This window comes from Pseudarthrobacter arbutini (assembly GCF_054510915.1).
In genome coordinates this window covers 55458-79547 of sequence record NZ_JBTNDQ010000014.1, presented here as the reverse complement: position 1 = coordinate 79547, position 24090 = coordinate 55458, and the positions used below count along the sequence as shown (strand labels likewise).

At 65.2% G+C, this 24090-nt stretch carries 18 protein-coding genes and 3 pseudogenes; 14 read left to right on the top strand and 7 right to left on the bottom strand.

Annotated features, from left to right (window positions below; all coding sequences use genetic code 11):
• The first annotated feature begins 105 nt into the window (after window positions 1-105).
• From secD to ACX80V_RS16250, 3 genes are all read left to right on the top strand, one after another.
• Complete coding sequence (gene secD, locus ACX80V_RS16260) at window positions 106-1863, top strand: protein translocase subunit SecD (RefSeq protein ID WP_058932341.1); 1758 nt, start codon at window positions 106-108, stop codon at window positions 1861-1863.
• Entirely contained in the window at window positions 1863-2885 is a 1023-nt protein-coding gene (secF, locus tag ACX80V_RS16255; protein WP_058932342.1) for a protein translocase subunit SecF, read from the top strand. Before secD ends, secF begins: the two co-directional genes overlap by 1 nt.
• Before the next feature lie 137 nt (window positions 2886-3022).
• Window positions 3023-5416: a RelA/SpoT family protein gene (locus ACX80V_RS16250; RefSeq protein WP_485844015.1), complete on the top strand. Its 2394-nt coding sequence runs from the start codon at window positions 3023-3025 to the stop codon at window positions 5414-5416.
• A gap of 111 nt (window positions 5417-5527) precedes the next feature.
• Here the strand turns inward: ACX80V_RS16250 and ACX80V_RS21830 are convergent.
• The 3 genes and pseudogenes from ACX80V_RS21830 to ACX80V_RS16240 all read right to left on the bottom strand — a co-directional run.
• Window positions 5528-5764: pseudogene (locus ACX80V_RS21830) on the bottom strand (type IV toxin-antitoxin system AbiEi family antitoxin); the annotation flags it as partial.
• A gap of 343 nt (window positions 5765-6107) precedes the next feature.
• Complete coding sequence (locus tag ACX80V_RS16245; RefSeq protein ID WP_485844014.1) at window positions 6108-7754, bottom strand: DUF349 domain-containing protein; 1647 nt, start codon at window positions 7752-7754, stop codon at window positions 6108-6110.
• Window positions 7755-7821: 67 nt separating this feature from the next.
• Window positions 7822-8622, bottom strand: coding sequence for a peptidylprolyl isomerase (locus tag ACX80V_RS16240; RefSeq protein ID WP_485844013.1), 801 nt, complete (start codon window positions 8620-8622; stop codon window positions 7822-7824).
• 234 nt (window positions 8623-8856) lie between these two features.
• Between ACX80V_RS16240 and hisS the strand changes: the two genes are divergently transcribed.
• Window positions 8857-10239 carry a histidine--tRNA ligase gene (gene hisS, locus ACX80V_RS16235; protein WP_485844012.1) on the top strand — a complete coding sequence of 461 codons (1383 nt, stop codon included), beginning with the start codon at window positions 8857-8859 and terminating at the stop codon, window positions 10237-10239.
• Between the two features lie 19 nt (window positions 10240-10258).
• Here the strand turns inward: hisS and ACX80V_RS16230 are convergent, their stop codons facing one another.
• Entirely contained in the window at window positions 10259-11515 is a 1257-nt protein-coding gene (locus ACX80V_RS16230) for an APC family permease (protein ID WP_485844011.1), read from the bottom strand.
• A 109-nt stretch (window positions 11516-11624) separates the two neighbouring features.
• Between ACX80V_RS16230 and aspS the strand changes: the two genes are divergently transcribed.
• Window positions 11625-13412: an aspartate--tRNA ligase gene (aspS, locus tag ACX80V_RS16225; RefSeq protein ID WP_485844010.1), complete on the top strand. Its 1788-nt coding sequence runs from the start codon at window positions 11625-11627 to the stop codon at window positions 13410-13412.
• Window positions 13413-13480: 68 nt separating this feature from the next.
• Window positions 13481-14320 (top strand): GNAT family N-acetyltransferase, encoded by an 840-nt coding sequence (locus tag ACX80V_RS16220; RefSeq protein WP_485844009.1) that lies wholly within the window; start codon window positions 13481-13483, stop codon window positions 14318-14320.
• Window positions 14321-14656: 336 nt separating this feature from the next.
• On the opposite strand, the gene ACX80V_RS16215 is transcribed toward ACX80V_RS16220, so the two are convergent.
• Window positions 14657-16006, bottom strand: coding sequence for a beta-propeller fold lactonase family protein (locus ACX80V_RS16215; RefSeq protein WP_485844008.1), 1350 nt, complete (start codon window positions 16004-16006; stop codon window positions 14657-14659).
• A 354-nt stretch (window positions 16007-16360) separates the two neighbouring features.
• Between ACX80V_RS16215 and ACX80V_RS16210 the strand changes: the two are divergent.
• From ACX80V_RS16210 to ACX80V_RS16200, 3 genes and pseudogenes are all read left to right on the top strand, one after another.
• Window positions 16361-16533 (top strand): annotated as a pseudogene (locus tag ACX80V_RS16210) (recombinase family protein); the annotation flags it as partial.
• A gap of 203 nt (window positions 16534-16736) precedes the next feature.
• Complete coding sequence (locus tag ACX80V_RS16205) at window positions 16737-16919, top strand: DUF6994 family protein (protein ID WP_485844007.1); 183 nt, start codon at window positions 16737-16739, stop codon at window positions 16917-16919.
• Entirely contained in the window at window positions 16916-17170 is a 255-nt protein-coding gene (locus tag ACX80V_RS16200; RefSeq protein WP_485844072.1) for a DUF6994 family protein, read from the top strand. The genes ACX80V_RS16205 and ACX80V_RS16200 overlap by 4 nt, the downstream gene beginning before the upstream one ends.
• 72 nt (window positions 17171-17242) lie before the next feature.
• Here ACX80V_RS16200 and ACX80V_RS16195 read toward each other — a convergent pair.
• Together ACX80V_RS16195 and ACX80V_RS16190 are read right to left on the bottom strand one after the other, a co-directional pair.
• A pseudogene (locus ACX80V_RS16195) lies at window positions 17243-17416 on the bottom strand (IS5/IS1182 family transposase); the annotation flags it as partial.
• 68 nt (window positions 17417-17484) lie between these two features.
• Window positions 17485-18159 (bottom strand): acVLRF1 family peptidyl-tRNA hydrolase, encoded by a 675-nt coding sequence (locus ACX80V_RS16190; protein WP_485844006.1) that lies wholly within the window; start codon window positions 18157-18159, stop codon window positions 17485-17487.
• A gap of 61 nt (window positions 18160-18220) precedes the next feature.
• Between ACX80V_RS16190 and ACX80V_RS16185 the strand changes: the two genes are divergently transcribed.
• From ACX80V_RS16185 to alaS, 5 genes are all read left to right on the top strand, one after another.
• On the top strand, window positions 18221-19621 hold the full coding sequence (locus ACX80V_RS16185; RefSeq protein WP_485844005.1) for a replication-associated recombination protein A: 1401 nt from the start codon (window positions 18221-18223) through the stop codon (window positions 19619-19621).
• A 274-nt stretch (window positions 19622-19895) separates the two neighbouring features.
• Entirely contained in the window at window positions 19896-20522 is a 627-nt protein-coding gene (gene rpsD, locus ACX80V_RS16180; protein WP_058932352.1) for a 30S ribosomal protein S4, read from the top strand.
• Window positions 20523-20667: 145 nt separating this feature from the next.
• Window positions 20668-21042, top strand: a complete 375-nt coding sequence (locus ACX80V_RS16175; protein WP_485844004.1) for a DUF948 domain-containing protein — start codon at window positions 20668-20670, stop codon at window positions 21040-21042.
• 17 nt (window positions 21043-21059) lie between these two features.
• Entirely contained in the window at window positions 21060-21290 is a 231-nt protein-coding gene (locus ACX80V_RS16170; RefSeq protein ID WP_240484246.1) for a DUF6167 family protein, read from the top strand.
• 119 nt (window positions 21291-21409) lie between these two features.
• The gene (gene alaS / locus ACX80V_RS16165; protein WP_485844003.1) at window positions 21410-24088 is read left to right on the top strand and encodes an alanine--tRNA ligase; all 2679 of its coding nucleotides are present in this window, start codon (window positions 21410-21412) and stop codon (window positions 24086-24088) included.
• Window positions 24089-24090: the final 2 nt, after the last annotated feature.

Below are 24090 nucleotides of genomic sequence, written 5' to 3'. Positions count from 1 at the left end.
CCGCACGGCAGCCCGCGTTACAACACCTCTACGGCTGGGGACAACCGCCGGTGGGACAGATAGCTCCCGCCGGTGGTTCCTCCGTAAATAAGAGAAAGATCGACAATGGCACGAACTGGCCCTAACAACTCAGGCCTGAGGGTACTGGTGTGGCTCGGCGTAGTCCTCGCCGTGCTGACCGCCGTCCTGGCCGGCGGCACCCTTGCCGGGCAGGCAAGCTGGGCACCCAAGCTGGCACTGGACCTCGAGGGTGGCACCCAGATGATCCTGGCGCCCAAGGTTGAGGGCGGTTCGGACATCAATGAAGAGCAGCTCAACCAGGCCGTAGCCATCATCCGCCAACGTGTGGATGGTTCAGGTGTTGCCGAAGCGGAAATCAGCACGCAGTCAGGCCGCAACGTAGTGGTCAGCCTTCCGGGTACACCCACGAAGGAAACCCGCGACCTGATCCAGGCCTCCGCGGACATGAACTTCCGTCCCGTATTGCTGAACGGCGACGGCGCGCCCGTTCCCACGGAATCCCTCACCCCCGAAGATCAGCTTCCGAAGCCCACGGCGGAGCCCGCCAACGGCAGCGATATCAACTGGATCACCGCGGACATCTACCGGCAGTTCGAAACCATGGACTGCAACAATCCTGCGCCGGAGAGCCCGGAGGCCTCCGATCCGACAAAACCCCTGGTTACGTGTGAACCGGCAACTGAGACCACGCCGGCCATCAAGTACATCCTGGGTCCGGTGGAGGTCAAGGGCGGCAACATTGTCACGTCCTCCTTCCAGCTGCAGCAGGGTGCGCAGGGCGCTGTGACCAACGACTGGGCCGTCAACATCCAGTTCGACGACGAAGGCACCGCCAAGTTCAAGTCGGTCACCGAACGCCTGAACCAGTTCTATGTGGCAGCCGGCGGCGAAACCGGCAACGACCCCAAGGCTCAGTTCGCCATCGTTCTCGACGACCAGGTCATTTCCGCGCCGCGCTCCTTGGCCGTCATCACCGACGGACGTCCGCAGATCACCGGCGGATTCACCGAACAGACCGCCAAGGTCCTTTCCGACCAGCTTCGCTTTGGTGCACTGCCCATCAGCTTCGAGATCCAGAGCGACCAGCAGATCTCCGCCACCTTGGGTGGCGAACAGCTCCGTATGGGCCTCCTTGCAGGCATCATCGGTTTGCTCCTGGTGGTGGTCTACTCACTCTTCCAGTACCGGGCCTTGGGCCTGGTGACCATTGCATCGCTGGTGGTGGCCGGCGCCCTGACCTATCTGGCCATCGCCCTCCTGGGCTGGACCGAAAACTACCGGCTTTCCCTGGCTGGCGTGGCTGGCCTCATCGTCGCCATCGGCCAGACCGCTGACTCGTTCATCGTCTACTTTGAACGCATCCGCGATGAACTCCGCGAAGGCCGTGGATTGGTCTCCGCGGTGGAGAACGGCTGGAAGCGGGCCAAGCGCACTGTCCTGGCCTCCAAGGCCGTGAACCTGCTGGCCGCGCTGGTGCTTTACTTTGTGGCCGTCGGCAACGTCCGCGGGTTCGCTTTCACGCTGGGTCTGACGGCCATTGCCGACCTCATCGTGGTCTTTATGTTCACGCACCCGACGCTGCAGCTCCTGGCGCGCACCAAGTTCTTCGGGGAGGGCCACCGGCTCTCCGGCCTGGATCCCAAGCGGCTGGGTGTTGTGCCGCTCTACCGCGGCGCCGGGCGCCTGCGCACGCCGGAGGCCAAGCCGTCCGTGGTCCGCGCCAAGAACACAGGCGCGGCGGCCGAGGCTGAACGACGCATGACCATCGCAGAACGCCGCCTCGCGGAAAAGCAGGAGCAGCTCACCGGCTCCTCCAAGAGCGCAGCCAAGGAGAACAAGTAATGTCCAGCAGCTTCGCCAATTTCGGCAACGAGCTCTACACCGGGAAGCGCTCCTACAACTTCGTCGGTGCCAAGAAACTGTGGTTCATCATTGCGGCGGTGGCGGTGGCGCTGTCCATCCTCATTCCGGTTGCCAAGGGTGGCTTCAACCTTGGCATCGAATTCCGCGGCGGTTCGGAGTTCACCGTGTCCAACGTGCAAAGCACCGACTCGGCCCTTGGTGAAAAAGTTGTCGAAGACGTTGTGGCCGGCAGCGTTCCGCGTGTCGCCAATGTCGCCGGTACCACCATGCGGATCCAGACGGACAAGCTCACGGATGACGAGACCCTCCGGATCAAGGAAGGCCTCATCTCGGCCTACGGCGTCACTGACAACGAGGTGACATCAACCTTCATCGGACCCACCTGGGGTGCGGATGTCACCAAGCAGGCCCTGATTGGCCTGATCGTCTTTGTGGCCCTGGCCGCGGTGCTGATGGCGCTGTACTTCCGGACCTGGAAGATGTCACTGTCTGCAATGGCTGGAATGCTGGTGACGATGATGATCACCGCCGGCGTGTATGCCCTCAGTGACTTCGAGGTGACGCCCTCAGCCATCATTGGGTTCCTGACGGTGCTCAGCTACTCCCTCTATGACACGGTGGTGGTCTTCGACAAGATCCGTGAGAACACCGCGGATCTCGATGCGTCCACGCGCCGTACTTTCGGTGAGGAAGTCAACCTCGCCGTCAACCAGACCCTGGTGCGTTCCATCAATACCATGATGGTGGCCATCCTCCCGGTCGGTGCCATCCTGTTCATCGGGGCCGGCCTCCTGGGGGCAGGCACGCTGCGCGACCTGTCGCTGGCACTGTTCGTCGGAATTCTGATAGGTACGGCGGCCACCATATTCATCGCTGCCCCGATGTATGCCTGGCTGCGCCAGAACGAACCTGACCTGGTGAAGCAGGCGAAGCGCGTCGAACACCGCAGGTCCGCCAACAACGCCCGGACCGAAGAATCGGCTGAGCCCGCAGAGGCCTGACCTTTTGCATCAAAGCGGGCCGGGCGGCGTCGGAATACCGACGTCGCCCGGTCCGTTTCGCATTTAGGCGCCGGTTACATAAGTGAACTGGCGGGGGAATAGACTGGGGTAATTAAACAGTCGTGAGGGGTGCTTCATTGGAAGAACGTTCGGCGTCGGTGCCAACGGCAGGCGGGGATAACAGTCCGGGACACGGAGTTCAGACCGGACTGACCGCTTCCGCACGCCCGGCGCCAGTTGTTCCCGTGGACAAATCGGGCGCCCGCCCTACATTTCCCGGACGCCGCGAACGTACCCGCTCCCGCCTGGCCCGGCTGACCGGCCGCGGCACGGCACCCTATTCGCCCATTCTTGAGCCGCTGCTGCGTACCGTCCGTGCGAACAACCCAAAAGAAGATTTTGATCTCATCCAGCGCGCCTTCGAGGTGGCTGAGCAGAGCCACCGTGGGCAGAAGCGCAAGAGCGGTGATCCCTACATCACCCACCCCGTGGCCGTAGCCACCATCCTCGCCGAGCTGGGCCTCAGCGGAACCACACTCGCCGCGGCGCTGCTGCACGACACGGTTGAGGACACCCCTTACACACTGGCGGACCTCAAAAGGGACTTCGGTCCAGAGGTTGCCATGCTGGTAGATGGCGTCACCAAGCTGGACAAAGTCAGCTTTGGTGAAGCCGCGCAGTCAGAGACCGTCCGCAAGATGGTTGTGGCCATGGCCAAGGACATCCGCGTCCTTATGATCAAGCTCGCGGACAGGCTCCACAACGCCCGGACCTGGCGGTTCGTCTCCGCGGAGTCATCGGCCCGAAAAGCCCGCGAAACCCTGGAAATATTCGCGCCCCTGGCCCACCGCCTGGGCATGAACACCATCAAATGGGAGTTGGAGGACCTGTCCTTCGCGGCCCTGTATCCAAAAGTCTATGAGGAAATCGTCCGGATGGTGGGCGACCGCACCCCGGAACGGGAGAAAAGCCTCGGCGTCATCCGGGACCAGATCACTGAGGATCTCCGTACTGCCCGGATCAAGGCCACCATTACCGGCAGGCCGAAGCACTATTACTCGATCTACCAGAAGATGATCGTCCGGGACAAGGATTTCGACGACATCAACGACCTCATGGGCGTCCGTGTACTCGTCGATTCGGTCCGGGATTGTTACGCCGCCCTGGGCACCATGCATTCGCGCTGGAACCCGCTGCCGGGGCGGTTCAAAGACTACATCGCCATGCCCAAGTTCAATATGTACCAGTCGCTGCACACCACGGTGATCGGACCCGGCGGCAAGCCCGTGGAGATCCAGATCAGGACCCACGAAATGCACCGCCGCGCTGAGTACGGTGTGGCCGCCCACTGGAAGTACAAGGATCAGCCCAGCCGTACGGCTGTCGGGCCGGGCAGCCCCCGCGACGGTGACATGGGCTGGCTGAGGTCCCTGGTTGACTGGCAGCAGGAAACGTCCGATCCCGGAGAGTTCCTGGACTCGCTGCGGTTTGAGATCAATGCCCGCGAAGTCTTTGTCTTTACCCCCAAGGGTGAAGTCATGGCACTGCCCGCTGGATCGACTCCGGTGGATTTTGCCTACGCCGTCCACACCGAGGTGGGACACCGCACCATCGGCGCACGGGTCAACGGCAAGCTGGTCCCGCTCAACAGCGAACTAAACCACGGCGACTGGGTGGAGATCTTCACCTCCAAGGCCGAAGGCGCCGGGCCCAGCCAGGACTGGCAACACTTCGTCAAGAGTGCCCGCGCCCGGAACAAAATCCGCCAGTGGTTCAGCAAGGAACGGCGCGAAGAAGCAATCGACCGTGGCAAGGAACTCCTGACACGGGCGATGCGAAAACAGAACCTGCCCCTGCAGCGCCTGATGACGCACGAGGCCCTCGCGGCGGTAGCCGCAGAGTTCAAGTACCTTGACATCTCGGGCCTCTACGCCGGCGTGGGAGACGGTCATACGTCAGCGCAGTCGGTCATGGAGAAACTCGTTGAAAGCCTGGGCGGCAACGAGAGCACTGACGACGACATCACTGAAGTCAGCATCCCCACGCAGGTGGCCAAAACCAAGTTCTCCGATTCCGGCGTGGTGGTGCGCGGCGTTGGCGATGTCTGGGTGAAGCTCGCGCGCTGTTGCACGCCCGTTCCGCCGGATCCGATTCTCGGCTTTGTCACCCGCGGCTCCGGAGTTTCGGTGCACCGCACGGACTGCACCAACATTTCGGATCTCCGGGACCAGCCCGACAGGATTGTCGAGGTGGATTGGGCACCCACCCAGTCAAGTGTTTTCCTGGTGGAGATCCAGGTTGAGGCGCTGGACCGGAAGTCCCTGCTCTCCGACGTCACGCGTGTCCTGTCCGAGAACCACGTCAACATTCTGGCTGCCAGCGTGAACACGTCCACCGACAGGGTGGCCATCTCCAGGTTCGCCTTCGAGATGGGCGACCCCAAATACCTCAGCCACGTCCTCAGCGCCGTGCGGCGCATCGACGGCGTGTTCGACGTCTACCGGACCACCGGTAACAAGCGGCGGAGCTAGCAAGGCCAGCTTTTCCAGTGCGGACCGTTTGTGGGGGACCCGTGGGCTGGCCTCAATGGCCAGGATCAGCAGGCGCAGCCGCACGTCCCGCTCCGGGCGGGCCAGCAACCCCGCCAGCGCCGGCAAGGCCCGGTGGGCGTCGACATGCAGGGCGATGTCGACGGCGGTGCGCAGTGGACTCGACACCATCAGCCCGCCCATGCTGACAACGTCGAACGGACCAAGCCGGACTTCATGGAGCGTGCAGCCCCTTGTGTTGCGGAGGCTCGAAATCCGCCGCTTCGCATCCACAAGCAAGGCCAGCCGGTCCGGTTCAGCCGCACAGCCGTAGATCCAGGCCGCCGTCATCCGCCCGGCCACCACGCGTTGCCTGACGGCCGCCGGAACCGCGTTGGCCACCGTTCTGGCCCGCACCTGGGGTGACGCGGGAGCATCCGGCAACGTGAAGCCGCGCTGGTGGAACTGCGCCAGGACACCGTCCGCTGCCAGCGACTGGAGTTCGGGCCACGCGAAAGGCTTGCCCGGGGAATACAGGTCCGGGTATTGGGGTGGTGGGGAGGTGGCCATCCCCCCATCCTGCCGCGTCTTCCCTTAACGCGCACAGGCCCGGTTCCGGCTATGTGGATAACCGGGACCGGGCCCATGCGTCCTGCGACAGGCGCCTGACGAAAGGCGTCCTACAAACTACTGACTAGGAAAGCTCGCTGGCCGAGCGCTGGATCTGGTCCAACCAGGCCTGCCTCGCCTCGAGGGCTTCGCGGGCCCCCTTGATCTTGCGCTGGTCGCCGGCTTTTTCGGCCTTGGCGAGATCGTCCTGCAGGCCGGAAATGGCTGCTTCCAGCTGCGACAGGGCGCTGTTGGTGCGGGCCTTCGTCTCGGGGTTGGAGCGCTGCCAGTTATCCTCTTCGGCGTTGCGGACAGCGTCCTCCACCTTGCGGAGGCCGGCTTCGATGCGGCCCATGTCGGCGCGGGGGACCTTGCCGGCTTCTTCCCAGCGGTCCCGGACAGACTGGAGCGCCTTCTTGGCCGCAGCCAGGTCCTTGACCGGCAGGATGGTGTTCGCTTCGACGAGGAGCGCTTCCTTCACCGTGAGGTTGGCAGCGTATTCCTGGTCGATCTCCTCGTTGGCTGCCTGCCGGTGCGTGAAGAACACATCCTGGGCGGCACGAAAACGGGCCCAGAGGGCGTCGTCGTCCTTGCGGCTGGCGCGCGGTGAGGCCTTCCATTCATCCATGAGCCGGCGGTATTCGCCGGCGGCAAAGCCCCAGTCGGTGGACGAGGACAGGGCCTCGGCTTCGGCGATGAGCTTCTCCTTGGCCGATTTTGCGGCCGAGTTTGTGCTATCCAGCTGGGAGAAATAGGCGCGGCGGTGACGGTCGAAAACTGTGCGGGCGGCACGGAACCGCTTCCACAAGGCGTCCTCGTTGCTGCGGCCAAGCCGGATGCCGCCCTTCTGGGCTGTCTTCCAGCTTTCAAAAAGATCGTTCATCCGGGCGCTGGAGGTCTTCCATTGGATCTGTGCGGGATCCTGCCCCGAGATCTCTTCGGCTTCGGCCACGATGGCCTCGCGGGCTGCGAGCTCGGCGGAGCGAACGGCGTCGTGTTCTGCCTTCTCTGCCTTTTCGAGTTCTGCGATCTGCACGGAAACAGCGTCGAGCCGTGCTTCTGTGGAACGGAGGTCTCCCACCATGTTCCGCTCCGCCAGCTGCTCGCGCAGGTGCGTGACGGTCTTCTGCATATCGGTGCTGGGCGCCTTGGAGCTGATGCGCTGCTCCAGGAGCAGGACCTGCGCAACAATGTCGTCATGCTTCCGCGCGAAGTAGGCAAGGGCTTCGTCATTGCTGACGCCGGGGTACTGGCCCACCGGGTGCTCGTCGCCGTCGATCGTCAGGAATACGTGGCCGTCACCCTCGACACGGCCCCACTTTGCAGCTTCCGCCAGCGAAGTCGCGGAGGCGACGGGTGCCGGTGCTGCCACAGGTGCGGCTGCTGCCGGCTTGGGCCGGGCAGCGAAGGCTGCCGGTGACGGGGCGGGTCGAGGTGCCGGAGCAGGCGCGGGTGCCGGAGCCAGGGCTTCGTCAGCCGCGCTCTCGTCACCGGCCGCACTCTCTTCAACCGGGGCGGCCGGGACCTCGGTACGTTCCACCGGGGCCGCCGCGGCCTCGGCATCTTCGGCCTGGACGGCCACGCCCTCTGGATCCACGTCCGCTTCAGCCGCGGTTTCGTCAACCGTGGCCTGTTCGGCGGTTGCCTGGACAGCGTCTGCCTGGTCAGCCACGGGGGCCGTTACCTCGGTCAGGTCTGCTGCTGTTTCGTCGGATTTCTGACTGTCTGTCACCGCTAAAAGTCTTTCGCTTGGAGGGAAATACTCACGTACTGCACCGCGGCCGTTAAGGCCTGGCTTCCTACTTCAGAGAAACCGAGTCTATCGTGACTGGTTGCACAGGTGCGCCGTCTGATGCGCTGGAGCCGGGCTTGATTCCCGCCGCGGCGATGGCGGTCACTGCTTCCATGCCAGAGGTCACCTTGCCCACCACCGTATAGCCCCCGGCAGAGTCGGCGGGAATCACCGTGTCTTTGTAGACCACAAAGAACTGCTTGCCGTTACCGTAGGCGTTGTCGCCGGACCGGGCTACGGCAATCGTGCCCGCAGGGTAGATGTTGTCTGCGGGGGTGTTTTCGAGGGGTCCCCAGGTGTAGTCAGGGTCGGCGGAGGCCGAGGCGCCGCCGCACTGCAGCAGGGCAAAGGTCTCGCCCGTGGTCAGGCGGTGGCAGGCGCTGCCGTTATAGAAACCTTCATCCGTCAGTGCCTTGAAGACCGCGGCGGCCTGGGGTGCCTTGGTGCCGTCGATTTCGACGCCGAGCACGGTCCCGTTCAGTGCCAGTTCACCGGTGAACACCTTGCCCGCGGCAGTGTCCGGCGCCGGGATATTCGGACCGTTCGTGGCAGGCGCGGAAGGCGTGGGGGAATCCGTTGGGCTGGTCAGGCCGGCCTCTAAGGCTGCGAATTCGTCTTCCGTGGGGTTGCCGGCAAAGGCAGTCAGTTGGAGCACGACGGCGAGCAGGACGGCGGCGGCTCCGGCACCGGCGGCGATGAGGTTGTCGCGTTTGCGCCGTTTCTCCTGGTCCCGCCGCAGCTCGCGCTTTGCCTCCATCTGCTGGATGCGCCGTTTGGCTTCGCGGGCGCTGCGTGAACTGGCCGCCACTGGTCCTCCTGTATGTCGGGCCGCGTCCGGTCGTTACTGAATCCGGAGTCGGTTGTCTGCGGCAGCCTTCTGCGCTGCCGGCCGCCGTATTAGAGATGCCGGCGGAAGACGCATAAACTGACTGCCGCACATAGTTTATGCATGAGTTGCCGGACTGCCGCCGTTCCCCGCCCGTTTCGGGTGGAATGCCGGGCAAAGTCCCAGGCACCCTTCATCAAGAGGAGAATTTCCACCATGGCACGCACCGCCTCCCTGTCCGGATTCCCCGAGTGGCTTCCCGAGGAGCGGCTGGTGGAGCTGCACGTGCTGGACACCCTTCGTAAGGTTTTTGAGCTGCACGGCTTCGCGTCCATCGAGACCCGTGCCGTGGAAACCGTGGGCCAGCTCCTGCGCAAGGGTGAGATTGATAAGGAGGTGTACGGCCTCAGCCGCCTTCAGGACGACGACGCCGACACCTCCGAGGCGGGCAAGGCCGGCAAAGCTGACCCCCACGCCCTCGCGCTCCACTTCGACCTCACGGTGCCTTTTGCGCGGTACGTCGTCGAGAACGCCGGGTACCTCGCGTTCCCGTTCCGGCGCTACCAGATCCAGAAAGTCTGGCGCGGGGAACGCCCGCAGGAAGGCCGGGCCCGTGAATTCACGCAGGCAGACATCGATGTTGTGGGAGACGGCGAGCTGCCGTTCCGCTATGACGTGGAGATTGCCCTGGTCATCGCCGAAGCCTTGAGCGCACTGCCGATTCCGGACTTCCGCCTTCGGATCAACAACCGCAAGCTTGCCGAAGGCTTCTACCGCGGCATTGGCCTGGACGACACGGCCGGCGTGCTCCGCAGCATCGACAAGCTGGAAAAGATCGGCGCAGCCAAGGTCGCGGAGCTGCTCAAGTCCGAACTCGGTGCCTCCGATGACCAGGCGCAGGCAGCGCTGAACCTGGCAGGAATCCGTACCGAGGACACCTCGTTTGTTGCCCAGGTCCGCGCACTCGGCGTGACGAACGACCTCCTCGAGGAGGGCCTCAATGAACTGGAACAGGTGATCGAAGCCGCCGTGCAGCGCGCGCCGGGCAAGGTTGTTGCCGATCTCAGCATCGCCCGCGGCCTGGATTACTACACCGGCACGGTGGTGGAGACGGTCCTGGTGGGCCACGAACAGCTCGGTTCCATCTGCTCCGGCGGCCGCTACGACGCCTTGGCGAGCAAGGGCAACCGCAAGTTTCCCGGCGTCGGCCTCTCCATCGGCGTGACCCGGCTGGTGTCGCGCATCCTGAGCCAGGACCTGGCCAAGGCCTCCCGTTCGGTGCCCACCGCCGTGCTGGTGGCGCTCACCACTGACGAGAGTTGGGGTGCCGCGCAGGACGTTGCCTCCCAGCTCCGCAGTCGGGGCATCGCCACCGAAGTGGCCGCCAAGGCCGAGAAGTTCGGCAAGCAGATCAAATTCGCGGACCGCCGCGGCATCCCCTTCGTCTGGTTCACCGACGACGACGGCAAGCACCAGGTCAAGGACATCCGGTCCGGCGAGCAGGCCGACGCCGATCCCGCAACGTGGATGCCGCCGTCGGAAGACCTTAAAGTCCAGGTCACTACAGCGCTCGAGGCAGCAGCAGCCCAGCCCGCCTGACCGGCTCAGGCTGGCGAGGTTAGCGGCGCAACCGAAGCACCACGAACCGGCCGGCCGCTCCGGTGGCCAGGACTGCGGCCATCCCCAGCACTGAAGCGGGCGGCAGTGTGAAAGCCAGCAGCAGGCAACTGATGAACCCGGCCACATTGAGCCACCTCGGGCCGTGGGCCGGGTGCTCCTCCAGGGTGTACGCCGCGGCGTTCGTCACCGCGTAGTAGATGAGCACCCCGAAGCTGGAGAACCCCACCACCGTCATCACGTCGGTGGTCAGGATCAGGAAGATCACGACGGCGGCCACCGCCAGTTCTGCGACGAACGGCACCGTGTGCTTGCCGCCCACCCGGGCCAGGGGAGCTGGCAGATCGCGTTCGCGCGCCATAGCCAGGGTGGTGCGGCCGACACCGGTGATGAGTGCCAGCAACGCACCCAGGCACGCCGCAGCCGCGCCGGCCTGGACAACCGGCGCACCGGCGGCGAACTGCGAATTTACGACAGCGTCCAGCAGCGGGGCCGTGGTGGCGGCCAGCTTGCCTTCGGTCAAGTGGTTTTGGAGCAGCAGCGCCAACGCCAGGTAGATGACGAAGGCGCCGGCGAGGGCCGCCAGGATCGCACGCGGAATGGTCCTGGCCGGGTCCTTGACTTCCTCTCCCAGGGTGGCGATGCGGGCGTAGCCTGCGAAGGCGAAGAACATCAGGCCGGCGGCCGGCAGCACGCCCCCGAAGCCGGCGGCAGCCCCGCCGTCGGACCTTCCGCCAGCCGAAAAACCGCCAGGATGCGGCCCCACAATCGCGGCAACGGCAACAAACACCAGGGTGGCCAGGACAACACACAGCAGGATCCGGGTCAGGAGTGCTGTGCGGGTAATGCCAAACAGGTTCACAGCGGTCAGCGCCACCACCGCAGCGATGGCAACCGGCACCGCGTAGCCCGGTGACACGTAGTGGCCGAACGTCAGCGCCATGGCGGCGCAGGAGGCCGTCTTGCCGCTGACAAATCCCCAGCCGGCCAGGAAACCGGGCCATTTCCCCAGGCGCTTCCGGCCGTACACGTACGTTCCGCCGCTGGCCGGATACCGTGCAGCCAGTTCCGCGGAGGCCACCGCGTTGCAGTAGGCCACGGCACCCGCGATCAGGACCGACAGGACCAGGAAATTTCCGGCCAGACCCGCGGCGGGGGCGAAGACCACAAAAACGCCGGCCCCGAGCATGGAGCCCAGGCCGATGGACGTGGCGTCAAGCACGCCGAGCCTCCGTTGAAGCTGCTGGTGTTCGGGCATGGGGGAGGCGGGCCTTTCCAGCGGGTAAACTCAGACGGGATTGTTCCCGGAACGATCCTATGCAGTTTTATCTTTTGTTTTCCTGCTGTCGTCTTCAGAAAGGCGTGCTGTGCTGCGCACACATGACCTCGGATCCCTTCGCTCCGAGCACATTGGACAAACCGTAACCCTGGCTGGCTGGGTGGGCCGCCGTCGTGATCACGGTGGTGTTGCATTCGTGGATCTGCGCGATGCGTCCGGCGTGGCCCAGGTTGTGGTCCGTGAGGAAGAGGTCTTCCACGGCCTGCGCAACGAGTACGTCCTGCAGATCACCGGCACCGTCTCCAAGCGCCCCGAGGGCAACGAGAACCCCGCTCTCGCCACCGGCGCCATCGAGGTCATGGCGGACAAGGTTGTTATCCTCAACACTTCCGATCCGCTGCCGTTCCAGATCGACGAGCACGTGGAGGTCGGCGAGGAAGCCCGCCTGAAGCACCGCTACCTCGACCTGCGCCGCCCCGGCCCCGCCCGTAACCTCCGGCTGCGCTCCGAAGCCAACCGGATTGCCCGTGAACTGCTCCACCAGGACGGTTTTGTCGAGATCGAGACCCCCACGCTGACGCGTTCGACGCCGGAAGGCGCCCGAGACTTCGTGGTCCCCGCCCGCCTGGCGCCGGGTTCCTGGTACGCACTGCCGCAGTCCCCGCAGCTTTTCAAGCAGCTCCTGCAGGTGGGCGGCTTCGAGAAGTACTACCAGATCGCGCGCTGCTACCGCGACGAGGACTTCCGCGCCGACCGCCAGCCCGAATTCACCCAGCTGGACATCGAAGCCAGCTTCGTGGACCAGGACGACATCATTGCCCTGGGCGAAAGCATCGTCAAGGCGCTGTGGAAGCTGATCGACGTCGAGATCCCCACACCCATCCAGCGCATCACGTACGCCGACGCCATGGCGCGCTACGGCTCGGACAAGCCCGATCTCCGCTTCGGCGTGGAGCTGACTGAGCTCACCGAATTCTTCAAGGACACCGGCTTCGGCGTCTTCAAGGCCCCGTATGTCGGCGCCGTGGTGATGCCCGGCGGCGCTTCCCAGCCGCGACGCACCCTGGATGGCTGGCAGGAATTCGCCAAGCAGCGCGGCCACAAAGGCCTGGCCTACGTCCTCTTCAAGGAAGACGGCGAACTGGCCGGCCCTGTTGCCAAGAACCTGAACGAAACCGAGCGTGCAGGCCTCGCCGACGCCGTGGGCGCCAAGCCGGGCGACTGCATCTTCTTCGCCGCCGGTGAGAGGTCAGCGGCCCGCGCCCTCCTGGGTGCTGCCCGAGTGGAGATCGGCCACCGCACCGGCCTGATCGACCCCAGCGCCTGGGCGTTCTGCTGGGTAGTTGACGCACCCATGTTCGAACCGGCCGCCGCAGCGGTGGCGTCCGGCGATGTGGCTGTTGGCGCCGGAAAGTGGACGGCCGTCCACCACGCCTTCACTTCGCCCAAGCCTGAGTTCATGGACACGTTCGACAATGACCCGGAATCGGCCCTGTCCTACGCCTACGACATCGTGTGCAACGGCAATGAAATCGGCGGCGGCTCCATCCGTATCCACGAGCGTGACGTCCAGGAACGCGTATTTGAACTGATGGGGCTGGACAAGGCAGACGCCCAGACCAAGTTCGGCTTCCTGCTGGAAGGCTTCAAGTTCGGCGCTCCTCCGCACGGCGGCATCGCGTTCGGCTGGGACCGTGTGGTTGCACTCCTGGCCGGCGTTGAGTCCATCCGCGACGTCATTGCCTTTCCGAAGACGGGCAACGGTTACGACCCCCTGACGCAGGCTCCCGCGCCGATCACGGCGCAGCAGCGCAAGGAAGCCGGCGTGGACTTCAAGCCCCAAACGAAACCGGAAGAGCCCAAAAAGGCCGAGTAATCCAAGCACTGCACTCGAGAGGCTCCCCGGGAAACCGGGGGGCCTTTCGCGTTGGAAGGTGGTACGCCATGACAGTTTCACGTCCTGCACCAGCCCTGGCCCTGCCTGGGCTTGAGGCGCTGATGGATGCCGCCTGGCCGGCCCCGGACCGCGAGGAATCCGACGGCTGGGTGCTTCGCGCAGCCTCCGGCGTGACCCAGCGCGCCAATTCGGTGTGGCCGCGCGAGCCGGAGGGCGATATGCGCCGGCAGCACGAGGCTTTGCGTGCAGCGCGGCTCTGGTACCGCGGCCGGCGCCTGCCGCTGATTTTCCAGGTCTTCGATGATCCCCGCTCCACCGGACTGAATGCCATCCTCGATGGGGAAGGCTTCACCCGCCAATCCGAAACGCTGGTGATGTGCCGGAGCAGCGGCGCGCAGGTGGCGGACCAACCTGCGCTAACCCATCCTGCGGCGGCCCAACCCGGCGTCGAGATCTCCACGGTCCCCAGCGATGAGTGGCTTGAGCTGTGGTGGAGCGTGGATGGCCGCGGCGGCCCGGCCGAGCGCGAGACCGCACGCAGCATCCTTGCAGGCTGCCCGTCGCTCTATGCGCTGGTGAGGTCCCACGACGGCGTTCCCGCCGCCGTGGGTCGGCTGGCTCTCCCTCCCACCGGGGAGGCAGGAGGCAGTTGGGGTGGGCTGTACAGTATGGCCACCCGCCCAGAAGCCCGGCGGCGCGGCCATGCCCTGCGGATCATGCAGGCACTCCTGCATGAAGGCGCCGCCCGCAACCTGGCTGGCTACTGGCTGCTGGTCGCCGCTGCGAACCGCGGCTCCCAGCAGCTCTACGCCAAGGCGGGATTCCAGGAAACCGGCCGCTACCTCTACCGGCAGGAACGGCCCAAGCGGCACCTGACCGGCTGTTGACGGTGTGTGCGGCCGCTGCAATGCACGGGCGCATCCACGGCAGGGGTTCATCAAGGCTCAGGTACATCATGGCTCCGGTACATCAACGCTTATCCCAAGGGGTTTGCGCCCGTCAGGCGGCCCGGTGACACCGGAGATCAGCAACTTTTCGCCCGCGATCCCGATTGCGTAAACACTCGTCCTCCTGTTTGAGTGCGGTGTGGTCCATCGCTGAATGTCACCATAGATGCCCATTGGCCGATCCTTCACCGACAGCGAACCGAGTGGAGTTGAGCTGCCATCATCAGCGTCCCTCAGACATGCATGAACGATTCGTCGAACCAGACATCTTCATGCTCAGCGGACCTTGCCCTTGGTCACGGTGATCGTGATGGGGTTCGTGACCGCGTCGGGGCTGACGCCGTTGGTGGCGGTCATCGTAAACGTTGCCTTGCCGGCCTTGGTCGGGGTGCCGGAAAGGACCCCTGTGCTGGCGTTCAGGCTCAGCCCTGCGGGCAGTGCACCGGAGGACACGTAGAAGGTCGGGGCCGGGTCACCCGTGGCGGTGAACGTGTAGCTGTAGGCGGCACGCGTGGTCGTTTTGGTCGGTGGTGTGTTCGCGGTGAACACCGGGGGTACCGGGTTCACGGTGATGACCGACACCGTGTTGGAACCGTAGTTGGTGACGTAGGCTGTCGACCCGTCCGGGGTGAACGCAACGCCGGTCGGATTCGACCCGGCCGGGATCGTGGAGGTCACCGTGCCCGACGCCACATCGATGACCGACACCGTGTCGGAACCGTCGTTGGTGACGTAGGCTGTCGACCCGTCCGGGGTGAACGCAACACCGAGCGGATGCGACCCGGCCGGGATCGTGGAGGTCACCGTGCCAGACGCCACATCGATGACCGACACCGTTCTGAAACCGTTGTCGGTGACGTAGGCTGTCGACCCGTCCGGGGTGAACGCAACACCGACCGGTTCCGACCCAACCGTGATCGTGGAGGTCACCGTGCCCGACGCCACAGTGATGACCGACACCGTGTCGGAAGCGGTGTTGGTGACGTAGGCTGTCGACCCGTCCGGGGTGAACGCAACACCGTTCGGACCCGGCCCGAGCGGGATCGTGGAGGTCACGGTGCCCGACGCCACATCGATAACCGACACCGAGTCGGACTGCGTGACGTAGGCCCTCGACCCGTCCGGGGTGAACGCAACACCGACCGGATTCGGCCCGAGCGGGATCGTGGAGGTCACCGTGCCCGACGCCACAGTGATGACCGACACCGTGTCGGAAGCGGTGTTGGTGACGTAGGCTGTCGACCCGTCCGGGGTGAACGCAACACCGACCGGATTCGACCCGAGCGGGATCGTGGAGGTTACCGTGCCCGACGCCACATCGATGACCGAAACCGTGTCCGAGCCGGTGTTGGTGACGTAGGCTGTCGACCCGTCCGGGGTGAACGCAACACCTGCCGGAAGCGACCCGACCGGGATCGTGGAGGTCACCGTGCCTGCAGCGGTTGCGGGGATATTGCTGACCAGCATGAGCGCCGCCAGGATCATGCTGATGGCCGCACGCCGCCGGAACAGGAGGGAAGCGGATGTACCCCGGCCGAACCGGCGTTTGCCGGTGCCCAGTTGTTTTTTGCTCGGGGCGGAACGCCGCCCCCGGTGTCGCCGGGACAATCCTGTTATGAACCGCATCAGGTCCTCCTGCATGTGGAGAGCGAAGTTTGTTGTGTCGCGTTCGTGCCGATATAACGGCTAAATCCGGAGTTTATGCACCAGGCAAACCTTCGGTCACCGGTAGTCGATACCTGTCTTTTGGGCTGGCACTACCTTTTTCCTTGAGTCCGAGAGAGCCGGCGGTTTGCCCATCTAATGGCGCTTCAGTCGCTCACGATGCACCGGGCCATCATGTATCGAGTTGCAGACCCGAAATTGATACCCGTCTCATCAACCGAGATTAGCTAGTTCGACTCACCCGCAAGCCGGTCCGCCACCGGACGCACCGGCGGCGGACGGCGCTCTTGCTCCGAGCCACGAAGCGTCCCGTATGATCCCCAACGGATCTACGTCGACCACGGGCTCACGGGCCGAAACAGGAACCGGCTAGGTCTGCGTGAAGCGCTGGCCGCCTGCCGCGCCGGCGATACCCTGGTTGTCACCAAACTGGACGGCTGGCCCGGTCCGTCCAGGACGCTCATGAGATTGCCGATGACCTCCCCGCCGGCACACCATCTATGAGCTCGCCGAACTGTTCTCCGTCGGACGATCCACCGTCTACCGCGCCGTGGAGCGTGCCCTCAAGCGCGCCGGACCCCGGCGGCCCCCTGGCAGGCCATCAAGCTTGCGGCCAGGAACCCTTGGCCCCGTAACCAAAAAACAACGATGAATCCGGCTCAAGAACTTGACGTGCGCATACACTTCCAAGATGCGCGTGTTCGATACTTCATTCGACTACAAGACCGACCAGCCTGCGAGGACCAGACCCGACGCGGACAGGGACAGTCCGAGGCTCCGGTTGGACCATGAGCTGCTGTGGACGAAGAGACTGCGCTCCGGGGTCCACCTGGTTGAAGCCGAAGGCTCTGGTCAACGCTATCGCCGGGGCTGAACGAGGACCAGAAGTCCCGGTACCTGAACCCTCCTTACACCATCGGCAGTTCGATGATTTGGCCCGTCAGGACGAAGGACCAACCCACCATGAACAAGGCACGAGGGTTCGGTCCCGAAGGTAAACAGGTCGGTGACCGCATGGACCTCACCCTTGAGTGCATCCGGCGTCACTACGCAGGAGAACCAGGGAGCCCCCTTTCGAAAACTTCGAGCGTTCCGGGGCACCGGCCACGACCGAGGAGTACGTGACGCACCGGGATGCCACGCTGGAGTTCATCGCGGGACGGAAGCGCCGGATGGCCGAGTGGGTCACGGAGTACCACCCCGAGTTTGAGGTTCGTTGCCCTTGGTGGCGACCTCGGCCTCGCAGCTGAGTTCGTCGAGCAGGCCGCGGGTCTTGGCCGAGTCGTAGCCGGCGTTCAGGTGCACGGTGATCACCGACGGCAGGCGGAAGCCGAACCGGCCGAGCCGTTCCAGTGTGGGCCGCAGCAGCGGCCCCTTGCTGGGGAGTCGAGGCAGGAAGGGTCGGCCCGCGCTTGTCACCGACGGCCGGTTGTGGATAACTATGGCGGTGCGTCCGCCACCTGAATCCGGACGGCGCAGACATCCGCGGCGGCCTTCCGCAGCACCGAGCCATTGGGATCAGGCACATCCAGGAAGTCCAGCCGGGGGACTGAGGCATACAGCTTCATGGCAGGTTGGTCCATGACCAGTCCCGCAACGGTCCGGTCCCCGCCGGGCGCCAGGTACTCGATCGGCTGGCCACCGAAGACCGCGGCTGCGTGAGCCGCCACTTTCTCCACCAGCTCATCAGCCTGGTTGGCCCGGCGCCGTGCGAACCGCTGCTGGGACTGGCCGCCGGCCGCGGTGCGGGACTGCACGTAGCGGGTTCCCGCCTTGGACGCGAGCAGGATGCCTTCCCGGGCCACGCCCACCGCATAGCCGCCGCGCCGCACAAGCACCAGGCCAGCCGTCCGTGGCTGGGCGGCGACGGAGGCCAGGCGCTCCAGGGGATCAGCGCCGCGTCCAGGCCGTCCGTCAGGTGGCCACGGAGCCTGAAGCAGCGCAGTGGTGCCGTCGGCCGCCAGCAGCCGCACGCCGTCGTCGTCATCGCTGATCCGGAAGCCGCCGTGCGAGGCACCGAAGCGTTCCGCCCAGCCGGCCAGGCGTCCGCCGGACACAAACGCGGTCCTGACGGACCCCGGCCGGCCGGCGCCGGGGGTACTGCGTGCGCTCATGGCGGGATCCCTTGCATGGAGGGCGGAAGTGGGGCAGTGAACTAATGAGTAGCCTATCTATGTGGATGATCTCTTCGCCCAAGGGCATGGCAATGACGACGACGACACAGACGAACCGTCGTCGTCCGGCCGTACCGCCGCGCCCCGCAGTCCTTTGGCCGTCCGGATGCGGCCACGCACCCTGGATGACGTGGTGGGCCAGCAGCACCTGCTGGGGCAGGGATCGCCGTTGCGGCAGCTGGCGGCCGGCACCGACGCCCTGGGTCCCGCAGGCCCCAGCTCGCTGATCCTCTGGGGACCGCCCGGGACCGGAAAAACCACGCTGGCGCACGTGATCGCCAAGGGCAAGGGGCGGAAGTTCGTGGAGCTGTCCGCCATCACCGCAGGCGTCAAGGACGTCCGGCGGGTTATGGACGAAGCCCTGACAGCGCGGGACCTGTACAAGACCACCACTGTGCTTTTCCTCGACGAGATCCACCGCTTCAACAAGGCCCAGCAGGATGCCCTGCTGCCCGGCGTCGAAAACCGCTGGGTGGTGCTCGTGGCGGCAACCACGGAAAACCCGTCCTTTTCGGTGGTCTCGCCACTGCTGTCCCGCTCCCTCCTGCTCACCCTGAAACCGCTGACGGAGGCGGACATTGAAGGGCTCCTGCAGCGCGCCGTGGCGGACGAACGCGGCCTGAACGGAAAAGTGGAGCTCACCGCCGAGGCCGTGGCGCACCTCGTCCGGCTCGCGGGCGGCGACGCCCGGCGCGCCATGACGGCCCTCGAAGCCGCAGCGGGCGTGGCCTTCGGCGACGCGGACGACGCCGCTGCCGACTCTCTGGTCACCGTGGAACTCAAGCACACCGAACGCGCCCTGGATGTGGCCGCCGTGCGCTACGACCGCGCCGGGGACCAGCACTACGACGTCGCCAGCGCCTTCATCAAATCAGTCCGCGGCTCCGACGTCGACGCCGCACTGCACTACCTGGCCAGAATGCTGGAGGCAGGGGAGGACCCGAGGTTCATTGCCCGGCGCATCGTGATTTCCGCGGCGGAAGACGTGGGAATGGCGGACCCCACAGCGCTGCAGACGGCGGTCGCCGCCGCCCAGGCAGTCCAGCTGATCGGCATGCCTGAGGGGCGGATCGTCCTGGCCGAGGCCGTGGTGCATCTGGCCACCGCGCCGAAATCCAATGCCGCGTACATGGGAATCAACAAGGCCGTCGCGGATGTCCGTGCCGGCCTGGGCAACGGGATCCCGGCGCACCTGCGTGATGCGCACTACCCCGGCTCCAAGCAGCTGGGCCACGGGCTCGGCTACAAGTACGCCCACGATGCCCCCCATTCCGTGGCCAGCCAGCAGTACCCGCCGGATGACCTGGTGGGTCGGGACTACTACGAGCCCACAGCCAACGGCGCGGAACGGGACATCGCCGTGCGCCTCGAACGGCTGCGCAAGATCATCCGCGGCAACTGACCGGCGTCGTCGGTGGAGTGGACCCCGGGCAGTGACGCCACGGGAGTGACCGGGGGAGCGGCGGCGGGAGCCGGCGGAGTGTGGGAATGCAGCCGAATCCTGCTAAGATTGTTCGTTGTCTGGCAAGGCGCGGACGCAATCTCCCCATCCTTCAGTATTTCTGCTGTTTCGTTGGGGTAGCCCTGTGCCCAGTAGCAAAAGGCAGCGGTTGGCCGATGCTCTCCATTATGGAGGCCAGTAACACTGACACACCGCAGATATTGGAAGGACACAAGTGGCTAACAACACTCGTGCTCGCCGTACAGCACGCCTCTCGCGTGCACTCGGCATTGCTCTGACCCCCAAGGCCGCCAAGTACATGGAGCGCCGCCCGTACGGCCCCGGTGAGCATGGCCGTGCCCGCAAGAAGCAGGACTCCGACTACGCCGTACGTCTGCGCGAAAAGCAGCGTCTGCGCGCCCAGTACGGCATCCGCGAAGCCCAGATGACCCGCGCCTTCGAAGAAGCCCGCCGCACCAAGGGCCTGACCGGTGAAAACCTGATCGAACTGCTCGAAATGCGTCTCGACGCCCTCGTGCTGCGTGCCGGCTTCGCCCGCACCATCGCCCAGGCCCGCCAGCTCGTTGTGCACCGCCACATCATGGTTGACGGCATCCGCGTTGACCGCCCGTCCTTCCGCGTCAGCGAAGGCCAGCTTGTCCACGTCCACACCCGCAGCGAAACCATGGTTCCGCTCCAGGTTGCAGCAGCCGGCGCACACCGCGACGTCCTGCCCCAGGTTCCGGCCTACCTGGACGTCAAGCTTGACGCCCTGCAGGCCCGCCTGGTCCGTCGCCCGAAGCGCTCCGAGGTTCCCGTAACCTGCGAAGAGCAGCTCGTCGTCGAATTCTACGCACGCTAAATCCCAGCAGCGTATCCAAAGAAGCCCGTGGCAAGCGCCACGGGCTTCTTTGTATGTAAGGTACTTGGGGGACATCTGCGGAACGCATCAAGGCAGCGTGCGCGGAGGTAAAAGATCCACGTCAGTTTCAAGGAGATGAACGTCTATGTCTGGTGGCGATATTGCCGGCCTGATCGCAGCCGGGGTGTTCGCGCTCCTGGTGCTGCTGCTCGCCGTGCCCATCCTGAAGCTCGGCAGTGTGCTGGAGGAAATTCGGACTTCCATCCGCTCCCTCAGCGATGGCGCCACGCCCCTGATGGACGAAGTCACCGCGACTGTCTCAACCACCAACCAGCAGTTGAAGAAAGTGGATGGCATCGCCTCCAACGTTTCGGATGCGTCGGCAAACCTTTCCGCACTGTCCTCACTCGTTGCAGCGACAATCGGTTCACCGCTCATCAAGGTGGCGGCTTTCAGCTACGGCGTGCGTTCCGCCCTCGCCAACCGCAAGAAGCCCGCACCCGGCCGCCGCAGCCGCTAAGCCACCGGAGAACTGAAATGAAACGATTTGTCTGGATGGGAATCGGCGTGGCCATCGGAGTCATTGCGTTCCGCAAGATCAGCGAAGCCCAGTCCAACCTGGGGCCCGAGGGCCTGAACCGCGCGGTGGGCCGGCTGGCTGACGGTGTGTACGACTTCGCCGATGCCGTGCGTGCCGGAATGAGTGAGCGTGAGACGGACCTTCGGGCCGCCCTCGGGATCGACTCCCAGGATGTAGCCCGCCGCTGAACGCGCGGGAAAAACGCGCGAGAATTAAACCAGCAGCCGCCGCTTGCCGGCACTGCCGTCTGAATCAATAAGTCATGCGTGGCATAACGCGTGAACCGAGAAGGGTATGTAATCAGCTCATGAAGTCGCAGGAGATCACAAAGCGCTGGGTGGACTTTTTTGTCAGCAAAGGACACACAGCGGTTCCCTCCGCCTCGCTGGTCTCCAGCGACCCCTCCCTCCTGTTCACCGTGGCCGGCATGGTCCCGTTCATCCCTTACCTGACTGCCCGCGAGGAGGCCCCTTTCGACCGGGCCACCAGCGTTCAGAAGTGCATCCGCACCGGTGACATCGAGGAAGTGGGCAAGACCGCCCGCCACGGCACCTTCTTCCAGATGTGCGGCAACTTCTCCTTCGGTGATTACTTCAAGGAAGACGCCATCAAGTACGCCTGGGAGCTGCTCACCAAGAGCGTGGACGACGGCGGCTACGGCCTTCCGCCGGAACTGCTGTGGGTGACGGTCTACGAAGAGGACGACGAAGCCAAGGAGCTGTGGCTGACGAACACGGGCGTCCCGTCCGAGCGCATCCAGCGGATGGGCAAGGCCGACAACTACTGGCACACCGGCCAGCCGGGCCCGGCAGGCCCCTGCTCGGAGATCTACTACGACCGGGGCCCTGCCTACGGCGTCGAGGGCGGTCCCATCGCCGACGAAAACCGCTACGTTGAAATCTGGAACCTGGTGTTTATGCAGTACCAGATCGACAACGTCCGCTCCAAGGACGACTTCGACGTCGTCGGCGAGCTCCCCAAAAAGAACATCGATACCGGCCTCGGCATGGAGCGCCTCGCGATGATCCTGCAGGGCGTCGAGAATATGTACGAGACCGACCAGGTCCGGCCTGTGATCGACAAGGCTGCCGAGCTGTCGGGCCGGGAGTACACCTCGGCCGAAACACCTGAGGATCCGCACCACACGGACGACGTCCGCATGCGCGTTGTCGGTGACCACATCCGTTCGGCCCTTATGCTGATCGCCGACGGCGTGACCCCGTCCAACGAGGGCCGCGGCTACGTCCTGCGCCGCCTGATCCGCCGCGCCGTGCGTTCCATGCGCCTGCTCGGCGTCGAAAAGGCCTGCCTGCCGGATCTGCTCCCCGCCTCACGCGATGCCATGAAGGGCGTCTACCCCATCGTGGCGACGGACTTTGATCGCATCAGCCGGATCGCCTATGCCGAAGAGCGGGCCTTCCTGCGCACCATCGCTTCAGGTACCGCCCGCCTCGAAGACGCCGTCGCGGAGTCCAAGGCCGCCGGCACGTCGCTGTCCGGTGCAGATGCCTTCGCCCTGCACGACACCTACGGCTTCCCGATCGACCTCACCCTGGAGATGGCGGAAGAAGCCGGACTCAAGGTCGACGAGCCGGAATTCCGCCGCCTGATGCTCGAACAGCGCCAGCGTGCCCAGGCGGACGCCAAGGGCAAGAAGGGCGGCCACGCCGATCTCAGCGCCTTCCAGGAGCTGCTGGCCCAGGGCGAGACTGTCTTCACCGGATACACCGACCTGGATGGCGAGTCCCGGGTCCGGGGCATCCTCAGCCGCGGACAGAACGTGGGGCATGCTGCCACCGGCGACGAGATTGAACTCGTCCTGGCGGAGACCCCGTTCTACGCTGAGGCGGGCGGCCAGTCGGCTGACACCGGCCTCATCACCGGTGACGGATTCGTGGTCGAGGTCCTGGACGTCCAACGCCCCATCAAGGGACTGAGCGTCCACAAGGCAATCGTCCGCGAAGGCGAGATCGGCTCCGACTCACTGGTCCGCGCAGCCGTGGACCGCGAGCGGCGCCACGCCGCCGAGCAGGCCCACACCGGCACGCACATCGTCCATGCCGCCCTGCACCAGATCCTCGGCCCCGAAGCCACCCAGCGCGGTTCCTACAACAAGGCCGGCTACCTGCGCTTCGACTTCGCCTGGGGCGAAGGCCTGAGCACCGCCACGCGTTCGGAAATCGAGGAAGTCTCCAACCTCGCCATCCGCAACAACTTCCGCGTGGACACGAAGGTCATGGGCCTGGCAGAGGCCAAGGCGCTGGGCGCCATGGCGCTCTTCGGCGAAAACTACGGCAGCGAAGTCCGTGTTGTGGAGATCGACGGCGCGTGGTCCCGGGAACTCTGCGGCGGCACGCACGTAGCCAACACGTCCCTGATCGGCAGCCTGTCGCTGCTCGGCGAGCAGTCAGTCGGTTCAGGAAACCGCCGTGTGGAGGCGTTCGTGGGCATGGATGCTTTCCGCCACCTGGCCGCCGAGCGCGCCCTGGTGACTGAACTGACCGAGATGCTCAAAGTGCCTTCCGGTCAGCTCGCCGACAGAATCGCCAGCACGCTGAACAAGCTCAAGGCCACGGAGAAGGAACTCGACCGCCTGCGCAAGGAACAGATCGCCGCGGCGGCCGGAAACCTCGTGGGCACAGCCCGGGACGCAGCCGGCGTCCAGGTCATCGCACACGACGCCGGCCAGATCGGCGGCGCTGACGACATCCGCAACCTTGCCCTCGACCTGCGCAACCGCCTCGGTTCGGCAGCATCCACCGTGGCAGTGGCCGGTGTCAGCAATGACCGGCCCATGATCCTGGTGGCCACCAACGAGGCAGCCCGGGAAGCCGGCGTGAAGGCCGGGGCCCTGGTCCGGCTCGCGGCCGGAATCCTCGGCGGCGGCGGCGGCGGCAAGGACGACGTCGCCCAAGGTGGCGGCACGGACGCCGCCAAGGTCGCACCGGCGCTGGCCGCCGTTGTGGACGCCATCTCCCGGCGCTAGGG